The organism is Cupriavidus mimosae (assembly GCF_023952485.1).
Classification (GTDB): Bacteria; Pseudomonadota; Gammaproteobacteria; order Burkholderiales; family Burkholderiaceae; genus Cupriavidus; species Cupriavidus taiwanensis_C.
This window is the reverse complement of record NZ_JALHRY010000002.1, coordinates 144999-164729: the sequence shown is the minus strand read 5'-3', so window position 1 is coordinate 164729 and position 19731 is coordinate 144999. Positions and strand designations below refer to the sequence as shown.

Annotated in this window: 22 protein-coding genes; 5 read left to right on the top strand and 17 right to left on the bottom strand. The window is 68.4% G+C overall.

Annotated features, from left to right (window positions below):
• Position 1: 1 nt before the first annotated feature.
• Positions 2–580 carry a P-loop nucleotide/nucleoside kinase family protein gene (locus MKD50_RS04745; protein ID WP_115704214.1) on the bottom strand — a complete coding sequence of 193 codons (579 nt, stop codon included), beginning with the start codon at positions 578–580 and terminating at the stop codon, positions 2–4.
• Positions 581–710: 130 nt separating this feature from the next.
• On the opposite strand from MKD50_RS04745, the gene MKD50_RS04740 reads away from it, so the two are divergent.
• The gene (locus MKD50_RS04740; protein WP_115704212.1) at positions 711–1151 is read left to right on the top strand and encodes a bacteriohemerythrin; all 441 of its coding nucleotides are present in this window, start codon (positions 711–713) and stop codon (positions 1149–1151) included.
• 18 nt (positions 1152–1169) lie between these two features.
• Here the strand turns inward: MKD50_RS04740 and MKD50_RS04735 are convergent, their stop codons facing one another.
• Both MKD50_RS04735 and trxA read right to left on the bottom strand, forming a co-directional pair.
• The gene (locus MKD50_RS04735) at positions 1170–1547 is read right to left on the bottom strand and encodes a cupin domain-containing protein (RefSeq protein WP_252666532.1); all 378 of its coding nucleotides are present in this window, start codon (positions 1545–1547) and stop codon (positions 1170–1172) included.
• A gap of 71 nt (positions 1548–1618) precedes the next feature.
• Positions 1619–2464, bottom strand: coding sequence for a thioredoxin (gene trxA, locus MKD50_RS04730; RefSeq protein ID WP_252666531.1), 846 nt, complete (start codon positions 2462–2464; stop codon positions 1619–1621).
• Between the two features lie 196 nt (positions 2465–2660).
• Here trxA and MKD50_RS04725 point away from each other — a divergent pair, with 196 nt between their 5' ends.
• A complete protein-coding gene (locus MKD50_RS04725) occupies positions 2661–4355 on the top strand; it encodes a long-chain fatty acid--CoA ligase (protein WP_115704208.1) in 1695 nt (564 codons plus the stop codon).
• An 84-nt stretch (positions 4356–4439) separates the two neighbouring features.
• Here MKD50_RS04725 and MKD50_RS04720 read toward each other — a convergent pair whose 3' ends face one another.
• Positions 4440–5240 carry an ankyrin repeat domain-containing protein gene (locus MKD50_RS04720; RefSeq protein WP_252666530.1) on the bottom strand — a complete coding sequence of 267 codons (801 nt, stop codon included), beginning with the start codon at positions 5238–5240 and terminating at the stop codon, positions 4440–4442.
• 17 nt (positions 5241–5257) lie between these two features.
• Entirely contained in the window at positions 5258–6013 is a 756-nt protein-coding gene (locus MKD50_RS04715; protein WP_240072438.1) for a gamma-glutamylcyclotransferase, read from the bottom strand.
• A 256-nt stretch (positions 6014–6269) separates the two neighbouring features.
• Here MKD50_RS04715 and MKD50_RS04710 point away from each other — a divergent pair, with 256 nt between their 5' ends.
• Positions 6270–6590 carry a hypothetical protein gene (locus tag MKD50_RS04710; protein ID WP_062801360.1) on the top strand — a complete coding sequence of 107 codons (321 nt, stop codon included), beginning with the start codon at positions 6270–6272 and terminating at the stop codon, positions 6588–6590.
• A 94-nt stretch (positions 6591–6684) separates the two neighbouring features.
• Here the strand turns inward: MKD50_RS04710 and MKD50_RS04705 are convergent, their stop codons facing one another.
• The 7 genes from MKD50_RS04705 to MKD50_RS04675 all read right to left on the bottom strand — a co-directional run bounded on the left by MKD50_RS04705 (position 6685) and on the right by MKD50_RS04675 (position 11206).
• A complete protein-coding gene (locus tag MKD50_RS04705; protein ID WP_018008195.1) occupies positions 6685–7032 on the bottom strand; it encodes an FKBP-type peptidyl-prolyl cis-trans isomerase in 348 nt (115 codons plus the stop codon).
• Positions 7033–7094: 62 nt separating this feature from the next.
• Positions 7095–7643 carry a YaeQ family protein gene (locus tag MKD50_RS04700; RefSeq protein ID WP_012353517.1) on the bottom strand — a complete coding sequence of 183 codons (549 nt, stop codon included), beginning with the start codon at positions 7641–7643 and terminating at the stop codon, positions 7095–7097.
• 97 nt (positions 7644–7740) lie between these two features.
• Positions 7741–8049 carry a hypothetical protein gene (locus MKD50_RS04695; protein WP_115704205.1) on the bottom strand — a complete coding sequence of 103 codons (309 nt, stop codon included), beginning with the start codon at positions 8047–8049 and terminating at the stop codon, positions 7741–7743.
• 114 nt (positions 8050–8163) lie between these two features.
• Positions 8164–8751, bottom strand: a complete 588-nt coding sequence (locus MKD50_RS04690; RefSeq protein WP_252666529.1) for a YceI family protein — start codon at positions 8749–8751, stop codon at positions 8164–8166.
• A gap of 5 nt (positions 8752–8756) precedes the next feature.
• The gene (locus tag MKD50_RS04685; protein ID WP_115704203.1) at positions 8757–9140 is read right to left on the bottom strand and encodes an MAPEG family protein; all 384 of its coding nucleotides are present in this window, start codon (positions 9138–9140) and stop codon (positions 8757–8759) included.
• Between the two features lie 66 nt (positions 9141–9206).
• A complete protein-coding gene (locus MKD50_RS04680; RefSeq protein WP_115680787.1) occupies positions 9207–9449 on the bottom strand; it encodes an RNA-binding S4 domain-containing protein in 243 nt (80 codons plus the stop codon).
• Positions 9449–11206 carry a glutamine--tRNA ligase/YqeY domain fusion protein gene (locus tag MKD50_RS04675; protein WP_252666528.1) on the bottom strand — a complete coding sequence of 586 codons (1758 nt, stop codon included), beginning with the start codon at positions 11204–11206 and terminating at the stop codon, positions 9449–9451. The genes MKD50_RS04680 and MKD50_RS04675 overlap by 1 nt, the downstream gene beginning before the upstream one ends.
• A 248-nt stretch (positions 11207–11454) precedes the next feature.
• On the opposite strand from MKD50_RS04675, the gene MKD50_RS04670 reads away from it, so the two are divergent.
• Positions 11455–12891: a CoA transferase gene (locus tag MKD50_RS04670; protein WP_252666527.1), complete on the top strand. Its 1437-nt coding sequence runs from the start codon at positions 11455–11457 to the stop codon at positions 12889–12891.
• On the opposite strand, the gene MKD50_RS04665 is transcribed toward MKD50_RS04670, so the two are convergent.
• The 3 genes from MKD50_RS04665 to MKD50_RS04655 all read right to left on the bottom strand — a co-directional run bounded on the left by MKD50_RS04665 (position 12888) and on the right by MKD50_RS04655 (position 16581).
• Positions 12888–13505 (bottom strand): pyridoxamine 5'-phosphate oxidase family protein, encoded by a 618-nt coding sequence (locus MKD50_RS04665; RefSeq protein WP_115704197.1) that lies wholly within the window; start codon positions 13503–13505, stop codon positions 12888–12890. The two genes, MKD50_RS04670 and MKD50_RS04665, sit on opposite strands and share 4 nt — an antisense overlap.
• 424 nt (positions 13506–13929) lie before the next feature.
• Positions 13930–15555 carry a gamma-glutamyltransferase gene (gene ggt / locus MKD50_RS04660; protein WP_115704195.1) on the bottom strand — a complete coding sequence of 542 codons (1626 nt, stop codon included), beginning with the start codon at positions 15553–15555 and terminating at the stop codon, positions 13930–13932.
• 48 nt (positions 15556–15603) lie between these two features.
• Positions 15604–16581 (bottom strand): Bug family tripartite tricarboxylate transporter substrate binding protein, encoded by a 978-nt coding sequence (locus tag MKD50_RS04655; protein ID WP_115704193.1) that lies wholly within the window; start codon positions 16579–16581, stop codon positions 15604–15606.
• A 159-nt stretch (positions 16582–16740) separates the two neighbouring features.
• Between MKD50_RS04655 and MKD50_RS04650 the strand changes: the two genes are divergently transcribed.
• Positions 16741–17625, top strand: a complete 885-nt coding sequence (locus tag MKD50_RS04650; RefSeq protein WP_062801351.1) for a LysR substrate-binding domain-containing protein — start codon at positions 16741–16743, stop codon at positions 17623–17625.
• A 96-nt stretch (positions 17626–17721) separates the two neighbouring features.
• Here the strand turns inward: MKD50_RS04650 and MKD50_RS04645 are convergent, their stop codons facing one another.
• Together MKD50_RS04645 and MKD50_RS04640 are read right to left on the bottom strand one after the other, a co-directional pair.
• Complete coding sequence (locus MKD50_RS04645) at positions 17722–19224, bottom strand: tripartite tricarboxylate transporter permease (protein WP_115704189.1); 1503 nt, start codon at positions 19222–19224, stop codon at positions 17722–17724.
• 13 nt (positions 19225–19237) lie between these two features.
• The gene (locus tag MKD50_RS04640) at positions 19238–19699 is read right to left on the bottom strand and encodes a tripartite tricarboxylate transporter TctB family protein (RefSeq protein ID WP_115704187.1); all 462 of its coding nucleotides are present in this window, start codon (positions 19697–19699) and stop codon (positions 19238–19240) included.
• Between the last annotated feature and the right edge of the window lie 32 nt (positions 19700–19731).

Genomic DNA, 19731 nt, shown 5'->3' with positions numbered 1-19731 from the left:
TTCAGGCGCTCAGCGCGCTCAGGAGCGCGTCGATGTCGGCCTGCGCCGGTGCCTGGTTGTCGAAAAAGGTCAGTTCCGGATAGTCGTCGGGCGCGGGCATGAAGCGCCGGGTCCGGTACGCGTCCCAGTGCGCCAGCTTGTAGGCGTCGTTGGGGTTGCCGCGCCGGATGATGCGCGCGTGGGCCTCGTCCTCGGGCAGGTGGACCCAGACCGTGCGCACCGTGGTGCCGGCGGGGACATGCAGCCAGTCCGGGTCATTCAGCAGGTGGGCCCGGACCTCGCGCGACAGCGGGCCGATCACGATCGCGCTGATGCCCAGCGCCAGATTCTCGCGGGCGGTGTCGAGCAGGCCCTGGTATTCGGGGTCGCGCAGGTGATCGAGGTAGGCCGGGCTGTCGCGGTCGTTGGGGTCGCCGGTGATGGCGGCCATGGCCGCGGCGCTGTAGCGGCCGTACAGCGTGTCCTTGTCGAGCAGGCAGAACGGCTCGCCGGTGGCCTGCATCAACGGGCCGATCAGTCGGTGGGCGAGGGTGGTCTTGCCGGTGCCGGCATGGCCGCAGAAGAAAATCAGTCGGGGCATGAGAAAGACGGTAGGGCTGACGGACCGGCCGCATTGCCCACAGCATACCCGCTCGCTTGCGCCAGATCAGGCCCGGGTCGCGCCGATTCGGTATCCTTGCCGTTTTTCTCCACGCTTGCCGCCCCTCCCCATGGACGCCAAAGACCAGCTTTCTTCCGCCGGCCTGCCGGACCACCTGCACCTGGGCGAACCGGTCACCGACGCCACCCACGCCGAGTTCGTGCAACTGCTGGCGGCGGTCGCCAGCGCCGACGACGACGCTTTCCTGGCGGCGATGGACGCATGGATCGACCACACCCGCCATCATTTCGCGCAGGAAGAGCAGTGGATGGAAGCCATGGGCTTCGGCCCGCGCCATTGCCACGCGGGCGAACACCAGCAGGTGCTGGCGGTGGCCGTCGCGGTGCGCGACAAGGTGCACAGCGATGCCGAGTTCCAGCTTGGCCGCCGGCTGGTGGCCGAGCTGTCAGGCTGGTTCGACCATCACGTCAAGTCTATGGACGCGATGATGGTCGAGCATATGCGCGCGAACGGCTTTACGCTGGTCGAAGGTCCCGCCACGGCGGCCTGATTGCCGCGGAAGTGGCGCTCAGGCCTGGTGCGCCGCATCGCGGTCGATCACTACGAAGTATTTGCGCACCGGGTCAAGCACCTGGAACACACCGCTAAAGCCGCCCGGGATCACGCAGGCATCGCCGGGGCCGAATTCGCTGGCATGGCCGCTGTCGTCGCTGATGCGGATGCGGCCGCTGATGACGTGGAAGAACTCTTCCTTGCCGGCCGGGAAGGCGATGCGCCAGGCACCCGGCTCGCACGCCCAGATACCGCAATCGAAATCGCCATGCTGCGCACTGTAGTGCGTCCAGGTGGTGCGGTCCGGATTGCCCGCCACCAGCCGGTCGGGGCGCGGCCGGTCGTGGCTGGGGGCGGGTTCGGTCTTGAAGTCGATCAGGCGGGGCGCGGTCATGGCAGCGGGCGATTCGCGGAGGCGGCAGGGCTGGGAATCCGCCAGTTTACCGCGCCGGGCCTGAGTCCCTGTCAGTTCAGCGACGTGCTCAGCTGCCGGCGCCAGCGCGACACCACCTCAGGCCGGTCGGCCAGCATCTCGAATACCGACAGCATGGTGCGGCGGCCGATATCGTCCTCGAAGCCGCGGTCGGCGCGCACTATCGCCAGCAGCTGTTCCAGCGCGGGCTCGTATTGCTGCTGCGCGATCATCAGCCGCGCCAGGTCCAGGCGCGCGGCGAGATCGCGCGGATCGGCGTCGATGCGGCCGGCCAGGGTGGCGGCATCGGGCAGGCCGGCGGCGTTCTCCATTGCTTCAATGCGCGTGCGCAGCGCGCCGTAGCCATCCTCCTGCTCAGCGCGCGGCGACAGCGCCGCGAACTCGGCCCTGGCCCGGTCGATGGCATTGCCGTCCAGCAGGAAGCCGATATAGGCCAGGCGCGGGGCATCGGATTCCGGATCGGCCGCGATCGCATCGGCGAACAGGGTCTCGGCGCCGTCGCGGTTGCCCGAGGCGGCCAGCGCCAGCGCATCGGCCAGCGGCGACCTGGCCTGGCCTGGTGCCAGCCGGCCCAGGAACTCGCGCAGGCCCGATTCCGGCAGCACGCCGGTGAACTGGTCCACCGCCTGTCCGTCGGCAATTGCCACCACATGGGGAATGCTGCGCACGCCGAAGTGCGCAGCCAGCTCCTGGTTCTCGTCGACATTGACCTTGGCCAGCTTCCACTGACCGTCGCCCTCGGCTTCCAGGCGTTCGAGCATCGGGCCCAGCGTGCGGCAGGGGCCGCACCACGGGGCCCAGAAATCGACCAGCACCGGCATCTGGCGCGAGGCGTCGATCACTTCGGTTTCGAAATTCTGCAGGGTGACGTCGCTCATGGGGAATCCTGGTCGGGAGGGAAAGGGGGAATCGATACCCCTTATTGTGAGGGCGAAGGCGCCGATTGCAACGCCCGCGGCCGCCCTCGGACCTGCGCGGTGCGGGAAGTCACCGGTTGAAAATAGAACGATCGTTCGGTTATAGTCCTTGACCATACGACAGACCCGGTCCGCGAGACCGCACAGGAGACTCTTCATGCCGACCCCCGCCCGCCCGCATTTCCAGTTCTGGCCAAAGCGCCTGCCGGCCGCCATCGTGCTGCCGGAAACGTCGCTGTGGGCCAACCTGGAGGTCTCGGCGCTGCGCTATGCCGACAAGGCCGCGATCCGCTATTTCGGCAATGCCATCAGCTTCCGTGAACTGCAGGACCAGGCCACCGCGCTGGCCGGCTGGCTGCAGCAGAAGGCGGGTGTGAAGAAGGGCGACCGGGTGCTGCTGTACATGCAGAACTGTCCGCAGTTCATCGTCAGCTACTACGCCATCCTGCGCGCCGACGCGGTGGTGGTGCCGGTCAACCCGATGAACCGCGCCGAGGAATTCAAGCATTACGTCACCGACGCTCAGGCGCGCGTGGCCATCTTCACCGCCGACCTCGCCGCCGGCGTCGAGCAGGCGCAGGCCGAGCTGGAACCGGCGCAGCGCCTGCAGCACCTGCTGGTGACTCAATACGCCGACGCGCTGCCGCCGGCCCACGAACATCCTGAAGACGCGCCGCCGGCCTGGCTGACCACGCCGCATCCGCTGCCCGCCGGCGCGACCACGTGGGCCGACGCGCTCGGCGCGGGGCTGCAGCCGGGGCCGCATACGGCCGGCCCGGACGACATGGCGGTGATGCCGTACACCTCGGGCACCACCGGCTTCCCCAAGGGCTGCATCCATACCCACCGCTCGGTGATGCACAACATCGTCGGCGGCGCGACCTGGTCGGGCTCGGGCGCGGAGTCGGTGGTGCTGTCGGTGCTGCCGCTGTTCCACGTCACCGGCATGCAGTACGGCATGAACGGGCCGATCTACAGCGGCGCCACCGTGGTGATGCTGCCGCGCTGGGACCGCGAAGTGGCGGGGCGCCTGATCTCGCGCTACCAGGTCACGCACTGGACCAATATCCCGACCATGGTGATCGACTTCCTGGCCAGCCCCAACCTGGCCGGGTTCGACCTGTCGAGCCTGCGCTATATTGGCGGCGGCGGTGCGGCCATGCCGCAGGCGGTGGCCGAGCGCCTGCGCGAGCAGTTCGGACTGAATTACCTGGAGGGCTATGGCCTGTCCGAGACCATGGCGCCGACCCACAGCAACCCGTCGGACCGGCCCAAGCTGCAGTGCCTGGGTGTGCCGACCTTCAACACCGACGCGCGCGTGATCGACCCGGTCACGCTCAAGGAGCTGCCGCCCGACGAGATCGGCGAGATCATCGTCAGCGGTCCGCAGGTGTTCAAGGGCTACTGGGGCAAGGAGGATGCCACGCGCGAGGCCTTTATCGAGTTCGAGGGCAAGACCTTCTTCCGCACCGGCGACCTGGGCCGCATGGACGAAGAGGGTTATTATTTCATCACCGACCGGCTCAAGCGCATGATCAATGCGTCGGGCTTCAAGGTGTGGCCGGCCGAGGTCGAGAACCTGCTGTACAAGCACCCGGACGTGCAGGAGGCCTGCATCATCGGCACCCGTGACCCGTACCGCGGCGAGACCGTCAAGGCGGTGGTGGTGCTGCGCGCCCATGCCAGGGGCAAGACCACGCCGGAGCAGATCATCGACTGGGCCAAGGACAACATGGCCGCCTACAAGTACCCGCGCGTGGTGGAGTTCGTCGAGGCACTGCCGAAGTCGGGCACCGGCAAGGTGATGTGGCGGCAGCTGCAGGAAAGCGAGAACGCACGGGCCGGCGCCTAGGCCAAGAGGCAGAAGGGGGTTCTCCCACTCCCCTCATGGGGAGAGGGAGTACACAATCGCGTGCGTGGTGGCGGGTGCGCAGCCTCAATGGCCGCGCACCCGCATCAGCATCTTCACCATGGTCTTGTAGCCGCGCTGGCGCGCATGGCGCGTGGGCGTGACGCCTTCGCGGTCGGCCAGGTTGGCGTCGGCGCCCGCGTCCAGCAGCAGCTGCACCGTATCCTCGTAGCGCGCGCTGCCGTCCCCCAGGATCACCGCCTCCAGCAGCGCGGTCCAGCCCAGGTCGTTGACGTGGTCGACGGCGATGCCGGCCTTGAGCAGCAGCTTCACAACTTCCACGTGGCCCTGCTGGCTGGCCACGATCAGCGCGGTGCCATGGTAGCGGTCGGTGCTGGAGAGGTCGGCGCCGTGCGTCAGCGCCAGCCGCACCATATCGGCCTGGCCAGTGGCGGCGGCCAGCAGGAACGGGCTGTTGGCATCGGCATCCTTCAGGTTGACGTCGGCGCCGGCCAGCATCAGCGTGCGCGCGACCTCGGTGCGGCGGTTCTGCACGGCCGCCAGCAGCGCGCTGCGGCCGTGCTCGTCGGCGGCGCGGGCCGAGGCACCCGCGGCCAGCAGGCGTGACACCAGCGCCTGGTCGCCGGCGCTGGCGGCGGTGATCAGGTTGCGGTCGAGCGTGCCGATGGCGTCGCGGCGTGCCGGCGCCTGCGTGGCGGGGTCGCGCGGCGGGCGCGCCGCGGGCGGGTTGGCCGCGCCGGCCACGGGCCGCGCCGCCAGGGTCTGGCTGCCCTGCGCCGCCAGCAGGCCGCCGCCCATCAGCAAGCCCACCAGCCCCAGCAACTCATTGAGTGCCTGTCTGCGGGTGCGGGCGGCGGGGCGCGTCATGGCGGCAGCTCCTGGGCTCAGACGGTTTCGTGAGGGCTGGCCGGCAGCGTGGCGTGGTCCGGCACCTGGCCGGCGGCAGGTTCGGCGGCATCGGCGGCATCGCCCGCTTGCAACTGGCGCCAGAGCCGCCCGAGGTAGGGATCGTCGACGCCGTTGGTGGCCAGTCCCAGCAGGGTCTGTTGCAGGTACTCGCGTGCCGGCCCGTAGAGGCCGGTGGCGTGGCGCAGCCGTTCCACCACGCTGGTGTCCGGAAGCCGGCCGGCGTAGGCCTCGTGGGAGCGGTTCATGACGAAGGCCAGCGCGCGCTGCTCCGGCGCGCCGGCGGCGCCAACGCGGATGCGCAGCCAGCGTGGATGGTAGGCGCCGGTCAGCATCTCGCGGCGCCACAGCACGCGAAACTCCTGCTCGACCACATGGCTGGGCACGCGGAACACCATGCCGTGGCAGCAGCCGCCACGATCCAGCCCGAGCACCAGTCCGGGATTGTCCCAGGTGCCGCGGTTGATGCGGGAATAGAGGTAGAAGCCGCGGTGGTAGCCGTGCACCGTGGCGCGCTGGCGCTCGGTGTGCACCACCATCGGGTTCCAGATCAGCGAGCCGTAGCCGAATACCCAGACATCGCCGCCCAGCGCGGGATTGTCGGGGCGGCGCGCCAGCGTATCGGCCAGCGATTGCTCCAGCGCGGCCTCGGGCAACAGCGAGGACGCAACCGGGGTGCTGCACAGCGAGGTGCGCAGCCGGTCGGATTCGAGGTCCTGTCGCGTGATGCCCATGCTGCAAGCATAAATCAAAGCGGCGTCCGGGGCGGGCAGGGGAAATGCCACAAGTGGCACTTTGGCTCGGAATTGTCCGAGTCAGCGGTCCGGGTGTGGGGGCCAGACAACGGTCCGGGCCGCGTGGTGCCGCTGCCACTTGCGATGGCCGTGCGCCGCCGCTCCTTGTCGGTGGTCAGGGCGGTGCGAATTGCGCGCCGCTGGCGCCGCCGAGTCCTTACAATGGGGCCTCAATCCAACCCAGGGGGAACCTGCGATGGCACGTACGCTTACGGTGGTGTTCGGCAGCGGCAAGGAATATGACTTCACGATCGGCACGGACGAGCTGGCCGCGGTCACCGAGGATGCCGCCTGGCGCTGGTTCGACCGGGAATACACCGAGCTGGACTGCCAGGCATCGAGCCCGGTGGGCAAGGTGCTGGTGATCGACAAGATCCTGAATGTCGCCAAGTTCTCGGGAGAAGCGCGCTTCTCCGGCGATGCTGCCTGGGCGCAGGACTATGCGCGCCACGCGGCGCGGCTGCTGGACCGGGACAAGGTCCGCGTCGATGTCGGCAACGCCGCCATCGGTTTCTGAGAGCGGCCTGGGCAGGGCGCCCGGGCTGAAGGCTTCGGCCGGGACGCCGCTCCTGCTGGCGCGGGAGCGGCGGCGCCGGCCTGAATCACTAGCTTTAAACCGCCAGCAGTTCCACTTCAAACAGCAGCGTCGCGTTCGGCGGAATCACGCCGCCGGCGCCGCGCGCGCCATAGCCCAGGTCGGCCGGGATCACCAGGCGGCGCACGCCGCCAACCTTCATGCCTTGCACGCCCTCGTCCCAGCCGCGGATTACATGGCCGGCACCCAGCGGGAACACGAACGGGTCGTTGCGGTCCTTGCTCGAATCGAACTTGCGGCCGGCCTGGCCGTTCTCGTACAGCCAGCCGGTGTAGTGCACGGTGACGTGCTTGCCGGCGGTGGCTTCGGCGCCGGAGCCGACGGTGGTGTCTTCGTATTGCAGGCCAGAGGGCGTGGTTTGCATGGCGTGGTTTCCTTGCGATGGAAAAGACGTGGACAGGAAAGATGAGCGCAGCGCCGCTGCGCTCAGGCTTGGGCGCGCTGGAGCACTTCCAGCGTCAGTTGTACGTTGCGGTCGTCGTCGGCTACCCAGATATCGCCGTCCTGGATCGTCACCGACAGGCGCATGGCCCGCTGGGCCAGCGCGGCCAGCGCGTCGACGGCCTCCGCCGGGACATTGTAGACGGTGACATTGCGCAGCTTGCCGGCCTTGCCTGCCATGCCCTTCCACCATTCGCGCGCGCTCGCGGCATTGTAGGTGTAGACGGTCACGCGTTCGGCGCGCGCGGCGGCGCGTTTCAGGCGGGCTTCGTCGGGCTGGCCCAGTTCGACCCAATGGGCGATGTCGCCGGTCAGGCGCTTGTCCCACAGGTCGGGCTCGTCGGGTTCATCGAGGCCGCGGGTAAAGGCCAGGGTTTCGCTGGCTTCGCAGGCAAAGGCCAGCAGGCGCACCATCATGCGCGCGTCGTTCTCGGACGGGTGCTGGGCGATGGTCAGGCTGTGGCTGCCGTAGTAGGGCCGGTCCATGTCCGACACGGACAGTTCGGCCTTGAAGATAGTGGATTTGAGCGCCATGAGGTGAGGTAAGCGGCAGGCGCCCCGGGCTGGGGTGCGTACGACGCAAAAGGCCGCATCATACGCGATTCAACCCCGTCGATTCAAAGCCGGCGCCTCAGCGCTTGCGGTATTCCTTCAGATAGAAGCGCAGCAGCGCCGACACCAGCAGGGTGCCGAGGAAGGCCGCCGCCACCAGCAGTGCCTGGCCCGGCGGGGTGTCGAGCTGGCCGGCCACGCCGAGGCGAAACAGCCAGGTGCCGACCATCATCGCCAGGAACGGCATCAGCAGCGCGCCGCGCCCGTAGGTGCGCACCGCCCACAGCGGGAAGCGGCGCAGGAAGTCGCCCGGAATGCTGCAGGCCAGGCAGGCCCCGGCAGCCGCCAGCGCGGCGGCCACGATGTCGCCGGAATGAATCTCGAACATGGTCTCTGTCTCGCGTCGCCGCACACGCGCACGAAGCGTGGCAGGGATTTTTGCAAAGCGCTGATTCTACAAGAGAAATTTGTGGCGCAGGTGACGAGTAGGGTAAGCGCGGGGTCAGCGCGGAAGGCCTGCGGCGGGCGATGCCTCGACCGCCACTTGCAGCGTCACGGTGTCGCCGACTTCGGGCAGGAAGCGGGTCATGCCAAAGGCACTGCGCGGCACTTCCGCGCGGAAGTCGCCGCCGCAGACTGGCCGGCGCACGCCGAACAGCGTGACCTCGCCGCAGCGGAAACGCTCGGCCGTCAGGCGCACCGGCCGGGTCACGCCGTGCAGTGTCAGCTCGCCCTCCACGGCGACAAGTCGGCCGGCTTCCGTCAGGAACCGGTCCGCACGCAGCCGCGCCACCGGGTGCTCGGCAATATCGAAGAACTGTGCCGAGCGCAGCACGCCGTCCAGCGTGCGGTTGCCGGTATCGACCGAGCCCAGGTCCACGGTCACGTCGATTGCGCCGGCGCCGCTGTCCGCGTCATAGAGCAGTCGCCCGTCGATCTTGCCGAAGCGCCCGCGCACCGAACTGCGCTCGAAATGGCTGGCGGAGAAATAGACGGTGGTATGGGCCGGATCCAGGGTGTACTCGACCGGCGCCGCCTGGGCGGCGGTGATGCCGATGGCGGCCATGAGCCCCAGCGCGCGCAGGCCCATGAGCTTCAGTGGACAAAGACCGGCAGCAGGAAGATCCCCACCACGGTCAGGTAGCCGATGGTCCAGCACAGCGTGCGCAGGGTGGGGCGATCGGTGATGTAGCACAGGGTGTAGAGCACGCGCACCGCGATGAAGGCCATCGCCAGTTCGTCGATGCGGGCCGGCGGCGCCTGCAGGTAGGTGGCGCCCAGCACCGCCGCGGCAAAGAAGGGGAAGGCCTCGAAATGGTTGCGGTGCGCCAGGTCGGCACGGCGCGCGCGACCGGATTGCCGCTCCAGCCAGCCGCGCGGGTCATGGTTGTCGTAGCCCGGCGCGCTGGCCTTGGCAATGGCCACCGTCGCCAGCGGCAGCACGCCGGCCAGCAGCACGCACCAGAAAGCGATCGGCATAGTCGTCCTTTCGGTTGCTGTGCCGGCGCTGGCCGCCTGGGGCGGCGCGCCGGCTGGTCCGCGCGTTCAGGCGGCGACCACGCGGATCTCGATGCCCGCCAGGCCCACCACCTGCCCCGCGCGGATCTTGGCAGTCTTGCGCGATTCGGGCGCGCCGTCCACCGAGACTTCGCCGGCCGCGACCAGCGCCTTGCCGGCGCCGCCGCTGTCGCATACGCCCGCCAGCTTGAGCAGGTCATTGAGGGCGATGAACTCGCCCTCGAGCGGGAAGGTGATGGTCTGCACCGCTGCCTTGCCAGGTCTGCCCATTACTTGCCCCAGCTGTCTTTGAGGCCGACGATGCGGTTGAACACCGGTTTGCCCGGCGCCGAATCGCTGCGGTCGGCGACAAAGTAGCCATGGCGCTCGAACTGGAAGCGGTCTTCCGGCTGCGCCTCGCGCAGGCCCGGCTCCAGGTAGGCGGTGATCACCTGCTTGGAATCCGGGTTGAGCGCATCGAGGAAGTTCTTGCCGCCGGCATCCGGATTGGGATCGCTGAACAGGCGGTCGTACAGGCGCACCTCGGCTTCATACGCATGCGCCGCGCTGACCCAGTGGATCACGCCCTTGACCTTGACGCTGTCGGCGCCCGGCGTGCCGCTCTTGGTGTCGGGCAGGTAGTTGGCGTGCACGGCCACGACGTTGCCGTCAGCGTCCTTGTCCACGCCGGTGCACTCGATCACGTAGCCATACTTCAGGCGCACCTTGTTGCCGGGGAACAGGCGGAAGTAGCCCTTGGGCGGGGTCTCGTTGAAGTCCTCGCGCTCGATCCACAGCTCGCGCGACAGCGGGAACACCCGCTTGCCCAGTTCCGGCTTCTTGGGGTGGACCGGCGCCGAGCATTCCTCGCTCTGGCCTTCGGGGTAGTTGTCGATCACCAGGCGCAGCGGATCGAGCACGGCAACGCCGCGCGCGGCGCGGCCGTCGAGGTCGTCGCGCACCGAGCCTTCGAGCGTGCTCATGTCGATCCAGCTGTCGGCCTTGGCCACGCCGACGCGGTCGCAGAACAGCTGGATCGAGTCCGGGGTGTAGCCGCGGCGGCGCACGCCCACCAGCGTGGGCATGCGCGGATCGTCCCAGCCGTCGACGCGCTTCTCGTCGACCAGTTGCTTGAGCTTGCGCTTGCTGGTGATGGCGTAGGTCAGGTTCAGCCGCGCGAACTCATACTGGTGCGGCAGCGGGTCGCGGAACACGCCGCTGTCGCGCAGGTGCTCCAGCACCCAGTCGTACAGCGGGCGGTTGTTCTCGAACTCCAGCGTGCACAGCGAGTGGGTGATGTTCTCCAGCGCGTCCGAGATGCAGTGCGTGAAGTCGTACATCGGGTAGATGCACCACTTGTCGCCGGTGCGGTGGTGATGCGCGTGGCGGATGCGGTAGAGCACCGGGTCGCGCATGACGATATTGGGCGCGGCCATGTCGATCTTGGCGCGCAGCACGTGCTCGCCGTCGCCGTACTTGCCGGCGCGCATGTCGCGGAACAGCTGCAGGTTTTCCTCGACGCTGCGGTCGCGGAAGGGCGAGGCCTTGCCCGGCTCGGAGAAATTGCCGCGGCTGGCGGCGATCTGCTCGGCCGACTGGCTGTCGACGTAGGCGGCGCCGCGCTCGATCAGCGTTTCGGCAAAGGCGTAGAGCTGGTCGAAGTAGTCGCTGGCGTAGTACAGGTGCGGCTGCGCGGCGCCGTCCTTGCCGGTGCTGTCCCAGGAGAAGCCGAGCCAGTGCACGGCGTCGATGATGGAGTCGACGTATTCGGTGTCTTCCTTGACCGGGTTGGTGTCGTCGAAGCGCAGGTGGCAGCGGCCGCCGTAGTCGCGCGCCAGCCCGAAGTTCAGGCAGATGCTCTTGGCGTGGCCGATATGCAGGTAGCCGTTTGGCTCCGGCGGGAAGCGGGTGATGATGGCCGGCAGCGGCTCGCCCTGCTTGTCCTGGCGCCCGGCGTAGGTGCCGGCGGCGAGATCCTGGTCGATGATGCTGCGCAGGAAGTTGGAGGCGGCTGGGGTGCTGTCGGTAGGCTTGTTGTCGTGGCTCATGATGGCGCCGGTTGGCCGGCCGCAAGCGCCTGCAGGGCGTGGGGGCCGGGTCGTCGGATTGCGTGGCGGAATGCCAATAGCGGGATTTTACCGTGCCGGCGGCGCCGCACGCCGTGAGCATAGGCTCATTTGTGGTCTTGTCCGTTGCCGGCACAAGTTGCGCGCACTGAAAGTGATGTGTCGGAGTAGCATGGAGACCCGTGCCGGCCGGCCACGGCCGACAGTCATCCATCGCAGCAGGAATGCCCATGAACGCTCCCACCGCTCCGGCACAAGTGCCGCCCATGCCCCACGATGTCGTTGCCGCGCTGTGGCGCGATGCCGGCCTGCCCGCCGGGGCGCTGGCCCACCTGCGCCTGGATGGCGCCGAGCCGGTGCTGCCTTCGAGCTTTGCCGTGGGTACCGCGGCGCAGGCCAGCCTGGCCGCGTCGGCGCTGGCCGCCGCCACGCTGTGGCAAGGCCGCAGCGGCCGCTGGCAGCAGGTCGGCGTCGACATGCGCCACGCCGTGACCGAGTTCCGCAGCGAGCGCTACCTGCGCGTCGACGGCGGCCCGGCACCGGAGCTGTGGGACCGGATCGCCGGCATCTACCGTTGCGGCGACGGCCAGTGGGTCCGCCTGCACACCAATTTCCCGCATCACCGCGACGGCGTGCTGCGCCTGCTCGGATGCGCCTATGACAAGGACGCGGTACAGGCGGCGCTGGAAAAATGGGAAGCCGAGGCGTTTGAAACGGCCGCGTCCGACGCCGGCCTGGTCGTGGCTGCGCTGCGCAGCTTCGACGAATGGGACCGCCATCCGCAAGCCGCGGCCCTGCGCGGCCTGCCGCCGGTAACACTGGAGCGGATCGGCGACGCCCCGCCGCAGCCGCTGCCGGCGCCGGTGTCCGCGGACGCGCAGCCGCTGTCGGGCGTGCGCGTGCTCGACTTCACCCGCATCATCGCCGGCCCGGTGGCGGGCCGCACGCTGGCCGCGCATGGCGCCGACGTGCTGCTGGTGACCGCGCCGCACCTGCCGTCGATCGCACCGCTGGTGATCGACACCGGCCGCGGCAAGCGCAGCTGCCAACTGGACCTGCGCGATGCCGGCGACAAGCGCACGCTGCACAAGCTGCTGCACGGCGCCGACGTGCTGGTGCAGGGCTACCGGCCCGGCGGCCTGGCTGAACTGGGCGTGGGCCCGGAGGCTGCGGCGCGCGCCCGTCCCGGCATCGTCTATGTGTCGCTGAGCGCGTATGGCCATGTCGGGCCGTGGGCGCACAAGCGCGGCTTCGATTCGCTGGTGCAGACCGCCACCGGCTTCAACCACGCCGAGGCGGAGGCCGCCGGCAGCGACGTGCCGCGGCCGTTGCCGGCGCAGGTGCTGGACCACGCCGCGGGCTACCTGCTGGCCTTCGGCGCGATGGCCGCGCTGCACCGGCGCGCGGTGGAGGGAGGCAGCTGGCAGGTGCGCGTGTCGCTGGCGCAGGTGGGGCAGTGGCTGCGCGGGCTGGGGCGCGTGCCGGACGGGCTCAAAGCGCCAGAGCAGAAGATCGACGACGTCGCCGACCTGCTCGAAGCGGTGCCATCCGGCTTCGGCATGCTGACGGTGGTGCGCCACGCCGCGCAGCTGTCGCAGACCCCGGCGCGTTGGACGCTGCCGTCCGAGCCGCTCGGCACGCACGCGCCGGAGTGGCTGCCGCGCTAGTAGAGCGTGGTGCGCTGCCGCTCGGGCAGCTCGCGGTCATAGGCGGCGCCGTCGATGGCGTTGCCGCTCAGCGTGGCCAGGATCTCGCCGTTGCTGGGCAGCGACTGGCGCGCGACCTGCGACTGCGCGGCCCACAGGCGCGAGCGGATCAGCGCGCGCGCGCACTGGAAGAACACGGCCTGCACCGAGATCACCAGCACCGTGGTCGGGGCCTTGCCGTCGACCACGCAGCGCGCGATCAGCGCGGGATCGACGCTGATCTGCGCGGTGCCGTTGACGCGGATGGTCTCGTTGATGCCGGGGATTACGAACAGCAGGCCCACGCGCGGATCGGCAACGATATTGCGCAGGCTGTCGATGCGGTTGTTGCCGCGCCGGTCCGGCAGCAGCAGCGTGCGCGGGTCCAGCACCTGGACGAAGCCGGGGGCGTCGCCGCGCGGCGAGCATTCGGCCCAGTCCTGGCCCACCGTCGACAGCAGGCAGAACGGCGCCGCTTCGATAAAGGCCTGGTAGTGCGGGTGCAGGTAATCGACTTGCTTGGATAGCGACGGCGCTGCCGGTTGCGCGTAGAGCGCTTCCAGTTCGGCCAGCGTGGTGATGGCATGCGGGGTCATGGCAGGCTGGGCGTTGGGGGGCTGGGCGTGAAAGCGTCAATGTAACGCACAAGCGCGGCGGCGACGAAGGCGTAGGTGGTCATGGCGGGGCTCCGGATATGTTCCGTCACAGTGTACGGAGAGCGGGCCGGCGGGCCATGGACCATTGGCGGGGTGGCGAGCGGGCCAGTTGGTTCGGCCTTGTTCTCGCGCTGCGGGTCGCAGCAAGCTCCCCTCGCCCGCTTGCGGGAGAGGGGCGGGGGAGAGGGCGGGAGCGTCAAAGGCTGACGCCCGTGGGTGAAAACCGAAGGCTTCGCTCCGTTTGGTACCTTGCTAGCCCACCCCTCACCCCGGTCTCTCTCCCCATGAGGGGAGAGGGAGAACACCTTGCTCAGGCGAGTTCGGGCGGCTTGGGAGCACCGAAAACCGCGCTCCTTTTTTTGCTTTAGAACCCCACCGCCTGCCCGTCGCGCCGGCTGTCGCTGGCGGCGACGTAGCCGTGCTCGGCGTCGTCCGACATTCGCCAGATAAACTGGCCCGAGCCGAAGTCCATGTACGGATCGTCCACCGACTTGAGCTGGTGGCCGCGCGCCTTCAGGCCCTCGACCGTGGCCGGGTCCATGGTGCCTTCCACGTCCAGCGTGAAGTCGCGGTTGACCTTCCAGCGCGGCGCGCAGCAGGCTGCCTGCGGCTGCTGGTTGTAGTCCAGCATGCGCACCACGGTCTGCACGTGGCCCTGCGGCTGCATGTCGCCGCCCATCACGCCGAAGCTCATCACCGGCTGGCCGTTCTTGGTCAGGAACGCCGGGATGATGGTGTGGAACGGACGCTTGCCGCCCGCGACCACGTTGGCGGACCTGGGATCCATCGAGAAGCCGACGCCGCGGTTCTGCAGGCTGATGCCGGTGCCCGGCACCACCACGCCCGAGCCGAAGCCCATGTAGTTCGACTGGATGAACGAGATCATCATGCCGTTCTCGTCCGCCGCGGTCAGGTAGATGGTGCCGCCGACCTTGGGCATGCCGAAGTTGAAATGCGTGGCGCGCTGCATGTCGATCAGTTTGGCGCGCGACTTCAGGTAGGCGTCGTCCAGCATTTGTTCGGGCGTGACTTCCATGCTGCGCGGATCGGCCACGTACTGGTACAGGTCGGCGAAGGCCAGCTTCATGGCTTCGATCTGCAGGTGCTGCGAATCGACCGAATCCACCGGGATCGAGGCCAGGTCGAACTGGTCGAGGATGCCCAGCGCGATCAGCGCGGCGATGCCCTGGCCATTGGGCGGAATCTCGTGCAGTTCGTAGCCGCGGTAGGACTTGCTGATGGGCTTGACCCAGTCGGGCTGGTAGTTGCGCAGGTCGTCGAGCGTCATCGCGCCGCCGCACTGCTTGCTGAAGGCGGCGATCTTCTCGGCGATCGCGCCTTCGTAGTAGGCGCGGCCGCGGGTCGCGCCGATCTGGCGCAGGGTCTCGGCGGCGTCCTTCATGGTGAACTTCTCGCCCACCGCGGGGGCGCGGCCGTTGGGCATGAAGGTCTCGGCGTAGCCGGGCTGGTCCTTCAGTTCAGGCACCGCGGCGGCCCACTTGTGCGCCACCACCGGCGGCACGGCGTAGCCGCGCTCGGCGATCTCGATCGCGGGTTCCATCAAATCCGCGAACGGCAGCTTGCCGAAACGCTCGTGCAGCGCGGCCCAGCCGGCGACCACGCCGGGCACGGTGACCGAGTCCCAGCCGCGGATCGGGCGGTTGGCGAGGCCGTTGGCGTCGGTGCCGTATTTGGCCTTGAAGTATTCCGGGCTCCATGCCGCCGGCGCCACGCCCGACGAGTTCAGGCCATGCAGCGACTTGCCATCCCACAGGATGGCAAAGGCGTCGCTGCCCAGGCCGCACGACACCGGCTCGACGATGGTGATGGCGGCGGCCGCGGCGATGGCCGCATCGACGGCATTGCCGCCCTTGAGCAGCATGCGCAGGCCGGCCTGCGCGGCCAGCGGGTGCGAGGTCGAGACCACGTTGCGCGCAAACAGCGGAATGCGCACGGACGGGTAGGGGTTGGTCCAGTTGAAATTCTGCATGGGTAAGTCCTTTGTGCTCGGTGCGCGCGGGGGCGCTCGGTGGCGTGTTTATTCTGCCGTGATCTTGCGATCCCTGATCAGCTTGCCCCAGCGCGCGCTGTCCTGCTTCACCATGGCGGCGAACTGGGCGGGCGTGCCGCCGACCGGTTCGGCGCCCAGCTTGGCCAGCCGTTCCTTCACCTCGGGCGACTGGATGGCCTTGTTGAACTCGGCATTGAGGCGGTTGACGATATCCGCCGGCATGCCCTTGGGGCCATAGATGCCGAACCAGGTATCGGAGACGAAGCCCGGCAGGCCCGATTCGCTGACGGTGGGGATTTCCGGCGCCAGCGGCGAGCGTTTGGCGCTGGTCACCGCCAGCGCCTTGAGCTTGCCGTCCTTCACATGCGGCAGGCCCGAGACGATGCTGTCGAACAGCACCTGCACCTTGCCCGAGATCAGGTCAGGCACGGCCAGCGCGGTGCCGCGGTAAGGGATGTGGGTGATGAATACGCCCGCCTGCGTCTTGAACGCCTCGGTGGTCAGGTGCACCACGGTGCCATTGCCGCTCGAGGCGTAGTTCAGCTCGCCGGGATGCTTCTTGGCATAGTCGACCAGTTCGCGCACGTTCTTCACCGGCAGACTGTTGGGCACCACCAGCACGTTGGTGGCGATCGCGACCTGGCCCACCGGCGTGAAGTCGGTCTCGGTCTGGTACGGCAAGCGGGGATTGATATGCGGCCCGATCGAATGCGTGCTGGTGGTGGCGATCAGCAGCGTATAGCCATCGGGCGCGGCCTTGGCGGCCATGTCGGAGCCGATCGCGCCGCCGGCGCCGGGACGGTTGTCGACCACGATCTGCTGGCCCATGTTGCTGCCCACCTTCTGCGCGATGGCGCGGGCCAGCAGGTCGGTCGCGCCGCTGGCGGGGAAGGGCACGAGCAGGCGGATCGGCTTATTAGGGTAGGTGTCGGCCAATGCGGGGGTGGCGGCCAGGCACAGGCCGATGCCGAGGCCGGTGCCGAGGCGGCGCAGCCAGGATGTCATGGTGTCTCCGAGATCAGGCGCAGGGGCCGATTGATGATCGGCCTTCATTATTCCGCGCCGCCGGTCACAAAGAAAGCTAATATTTCTTTTCAATGTCGCAAGAAATTTTTAAGTACCGAACGCCATGGCGACAGGGCGTTAATTTGCCTGGTGTGCACCATGAGCACTGTCCGATTCCTTCGCACCTTCGTCGCCGTGGCCGAGCATGGCTCCTTCGCCGCCGCCGCGGCACAGGTGGCGCTGACCCAGGCCGCGGTCAGCCTGCAGATGCGGGCGCTGGAGACCGAGCTGCGCCGTGAGCTGTTCGACCGCAACGGCCGCGTGGCTGTGCTCAATGCGGATGGGCGTGCGCTGCTGCCGCAGGCGCGCAAGCTGCTGGCGCTGTATGACGAGATGCGGCTGCCGCTGGCGTCGGCCGAAGCCATGGCGGGCGCGGTCGCGGTGGGCGCGGTGGTGTCCGTGATGGGCGGCCTGTCGCACGCGGTGGCGCGCATGAAACGCACCTATCCGGCGCTGGACGTGCGCCTGGTCGGCGCCAAGTCGATCGAGCTGGCGGCGCAGGTGGAAGCCGGGGAACTCGACGCCGCCATCCTGGTGGAAGGCGCGGCGCGCGTGCCGGGCACGCTGCGCTGGACGCCGCTGTACCAGGAGCCGCTGGTGGCCATCGCCGCGCGCGGCAGCCCGGGCCGCGACGCGCGCGAGGCGCTGGCGGCCAACCCCTACCTGCGCTTCGACCGCAGCCAGCGCACCGGCGTGCTGGTGGAGCGCGCGCTGCGCCGCGCTCACCTGAAGGTCAATGAATTCCTGGAGCTGAACGCGATCGAGGCGCTGGTCGAACTGGTGCGCCAGGAAGTGGGGGTGACCGTGGTGCCGCTGCTGCGGCGCGCGCGCTGGCGCGACGACGATGCCTTGCGCGTGCTGCCGCTGCTGGTCAACGGCGAGCCGGTGATGCGCCAGATCGGCATGCTGGAGCGGCGCGACCACGGTCGCGGGCAGGTCACGGCGGCGGTGCGGGCGGCCTGCAGCGAACTGTTCGGGGCCTAGCGGCGCCGGGTGGGCGGACGGCGGACGAAAAAAAGGGCACCTTGCGGTGCCCTTTAGACTTGTTGCCGCCGGCGTCAGGCCGGCGATGTTCCCTGCTTATTCTTCCTGGAATGCTTCTTCGCGCTTGGCCTTGATCGACGGCAGCGCCACGATCACGACCAGCACCGCGGCGGCGATCAGCAGGCCCATCGACAGCGGGCGCGTCACGAACACGCTGAAGTCACCGCGCGACAGCAGCAGCGAACGGCGGAAGTTTTCTTCCATCATCGGCCCCAGCACGAAGCCGAGCAGCAGCGGTGCCGGTTCGCAGCGCAGCTTGATGAACAGGTAGCCCACCACGCCGAAGGCGGCGGTCTGGAACACGTCGAAGGTGGTGTTCTGGACCGAGTACACGCCGATGCAGCAGAACGTCAGGATGGCCGGGTACAGGTAGCGGTAGGGCACCTTCAGCAGCTTCACCCAGATACCGATCAGCGGCAGGTTCAGCACGATCAGCATCAGGTTGCCGATCCACATCGAGGCGATCAGGCCCCAGAACAGCGCCGGGTTGCTGGTCATCACCTGCGGGCCGGGCTGGATGTTGTGGATGGTCATCGCCCCCACCATCAGCGCCATCACCGCGTTGGGCGGAATGCCAAGCGTCAGCAGCGGGATGAACGAGGTCTGCGAAGCCGCGTTGTTGGCCGATTCCGGACCCGCCACGCCTTCGATCGCGCCCTTGCCGAATTCCTGCGGATACTTGGAGGTCTTCTTCTCCAGCGAGTAGGCCGCGAACGAGGCCAGCGAGGCGCCGCCGCCCGGCAGGATGCCCAGCGCCGAGCCCAGTGCGGTGCCGCGCAGCACGGCCGGGATCATGCGCTTGAAGTCTTCCTTGGTCGGGAACAGGTTGGTGATGTGGTCGGTGAAAGTCTCGCGGTGCTCCTTCTGCTCCAGGTTGGCGATGATTTCAGCAAAGCCGAAGATACCCATTGCCACCGAGACAAAGTTCAGGCCGTCGGTCAGTTCCGGCACGTCGAACGAGAAGCGCGCGGCGCCCGAGTTGACGTCGGTGCCGACCAGGCCCAGCAGCAGCCCCAGCACGATCATGGCGATGGCCTTGACCAGCGAACCCGAGGCCAGCACCACGGCGCCGATCAGGCCCAGCACCATCAGCGAGAAATACTCGGCGGGGCCGAACTTGAACGCCAGTTCCGACAGCGGCGCGGCAAACGCGGCCAGGATCATGGTGGCGACGCAGCCGGCGAAGAACGAGCCCAGGCCCGCGGTCGCCAGCGCCACCCCCGCTCGCCCTCGCCTGGCCATCTGGTAGCCATCGATGGTGGTCACCACCGAGGACGATTCACCGGGCAGGTTCACCAGGATGGCGGTGGTCGAGCCGCCGTACTGGGCGCCGTAGTAGATGCCGGCCAGCATGATCAGCGCGGCCACCGGCGGCAGCGTGTAGGTCACCGGCAGCAGCATGGCGATGGTGGCCAGCGGCCCCAGCCCCGGCAGCACGCCGATCAGCGTGCCCAGCACGCAGCCCAGGAAGGCGTACGCGAGGTTCTGGAAGGTCAGGGCGGTGGAGAAGCCCAGACCCAGGTTGGTGAGTAGTTCCATGTTGGCGGCCTCCTTAGCTTGCCAGGAAAGCCGGCCACACCGGCATCTGCAGGTTGATGCCGTACACGAACGCGCCCAGGCTGATCAACACCAGGATGATGGCGTTCAGGATGGCGCCCTTCCAGCTGAACTCGTGGCTGGCCATCGACGACACCAGCACCAGCACCAGCACCGACAGCACCATGCCCAGCGGCTTGAGCAGCAGGCCGAACAGCACCACCGAACCGAGGATCCACAACAGCGTCTTGATGTCCCAGCGGGCCAGGCTGTCTTCTTCCGCCTTGGACGACAGCGAGCCGAACAGCACCAGCGCGCCCAGCAGGGCGAGCACGATGCCGAGCCAGAACGGGAAGTATCCTGGTCCCATTTTTGCGGCGGTTCCCATGGAATAACCGCGCGCGACCCAGGAAAAGCCGAATCCGACCAGGATGAACATCAGGCCGGAGGCAAAGTCCTTTTGGCTACGTATGCGCAAAGTGAATCTCCTCGATAAGACTGCTTGAAATC

Coding starts and splice junctions, on each gene's coding strand:
- MKD50_RS04735 (WP_252666532.1), bottom strand. CDS start 1,547: ATGACCGCGCCCCGCCTGATCGACTTCAAGACCGAACCCGCCCCCAGC.
- MKD50_RS04665 (WP_115704197.1), bottom strand. CDS start 13,505: ATGACCCCGCATGCCATCACCACGCTGGCCGAACTGGAAGCGCTCTAC.
- MKD50_RS04710 (WP_062801360.1), top strand. CDS start 6,270: ATGGCACGTACGCTTACGGTGGTGTTCGGCAGCGGCAAGGAATATGAC.
- MKD50_RS04720 (WP_252666530.1), bottom strand. CDS start 5,240: ATGACGCGCCCCGCCGCCCGCACCCGCAGACAGGCACTCAATGAGTTG.
- MKD50_RS04680 (WP_115680787.1), bottom strand. CDS start 9,449: ATGGGCAGACCTGGCAAGGCAGCGGTGCAGACCATCACCTTCCCGCTC.
- MKD50_RS04705 (WP_018008195.1), bottom strand. CDS start 7,032: ATGCAAACCACGCCCTCTGGCCTGCAATACGAAGACACCACCGTCGGC.
- trxA (WP_252666531.1), bottom strand. CDS start 2,464: ATGAGCGACGTCACCCTGCAGAATTTCGAAACCGAAGTGATCGACGCC.
- MKD50_RS04645 (WP_115704189.1), bottom strand. CDS start 19,224: ATGGAACTACTCACCAACCTGGGTCTGGGCTTCTCCACCGCCCTGACC.
- MKD50_RS04650 (WP_062801351.1), top strand. CDS start 16,741: ATGAGCACTGTCCGATTCCTTCGCACCTTCGTCGCCGTGGCCGAGCAT.
- MKD50_RS04700 (WP_012353517.1), bottom strand. CDS start 7,643: ATGGCGCTCAAATCCACTATCTTCAAGGCCGAACTGTCCGTGTCGGAC.
- MKD50_RS04690 (WP_252666529.1), bottom strand. CDS start 8,751: ATGGGCCTGCGCGCGCTGGGGCTCATGGCCGCCATCGGCATCACCGCC.
- MKD50_RS04745 (WP_115704214.1), bottom strand. CDS start 580: ATGCCCCGACTGATTTTCTTCTGCGGCCATGCCGGCACCGGCAAGACC.
- ggt (WP_115704195.1), bottom strand. CDS start 15,555: ATGCAGAATTTCAACTGGACCAACCCCTACCCGTCCGTGCGCATTCCG.
- MKD50_RS04695 (WP_115704205.1), bottom strand. CDS start 8,049: ATGTTCGAGATTCATTCCGGCGACATCGTGGCCGCCGCGCTGGCGGCT.
- MKD50_RS04675 (WP_252666528.1), bottom strand. CDS start 11,206: ATGAGCCACGACAACAAGCCTACCGACAGCACCCCAGCCGCCTCCAAC.
- MKD50_RS04725 (WP_115704208.1), top strand. CDS start 2,661: ATGCCGACCCCCGCCCGCCCGCATTTCCAGTTCTGGCCAAAGCGCCTG.
- MKD50_RS04715 (WP_240072438.1), bottom strand. CDS start 6,013: ATGGGCATCACGCGACAGGACCTCGAATCCGACCGGCTGCGCACCTCG.
- MKD50_RS04685 (WP_115704203.1), bottom strand. CDS start 9,140: ATGCCGATCGCTTTCTGGTGCGTGCTGCTGGCCGGCGTGCTGCCGCTG.
- MKD50_RS04670 (WP_252666527.1), top strand. CDS start 11,455: ATGAACGCTCCCACCGCTCCGGCACAAGTGCCGCCCATGCCCCACGAT.
- MKD50_RS04655 (WP_115704193.1), bottom strand. CDS start 16,581: ATGACATCCTGGCTGCGCCGCCTCGGCACCGGCCTCGGCATCGGCCTG.
- MKD50_RS04740 (WP_115704212.1), top strand. CDS start 711: ATGGACGCCAAAGACCAGCTTTCTTCCGCCGGCCTGCCGGACCACCTG.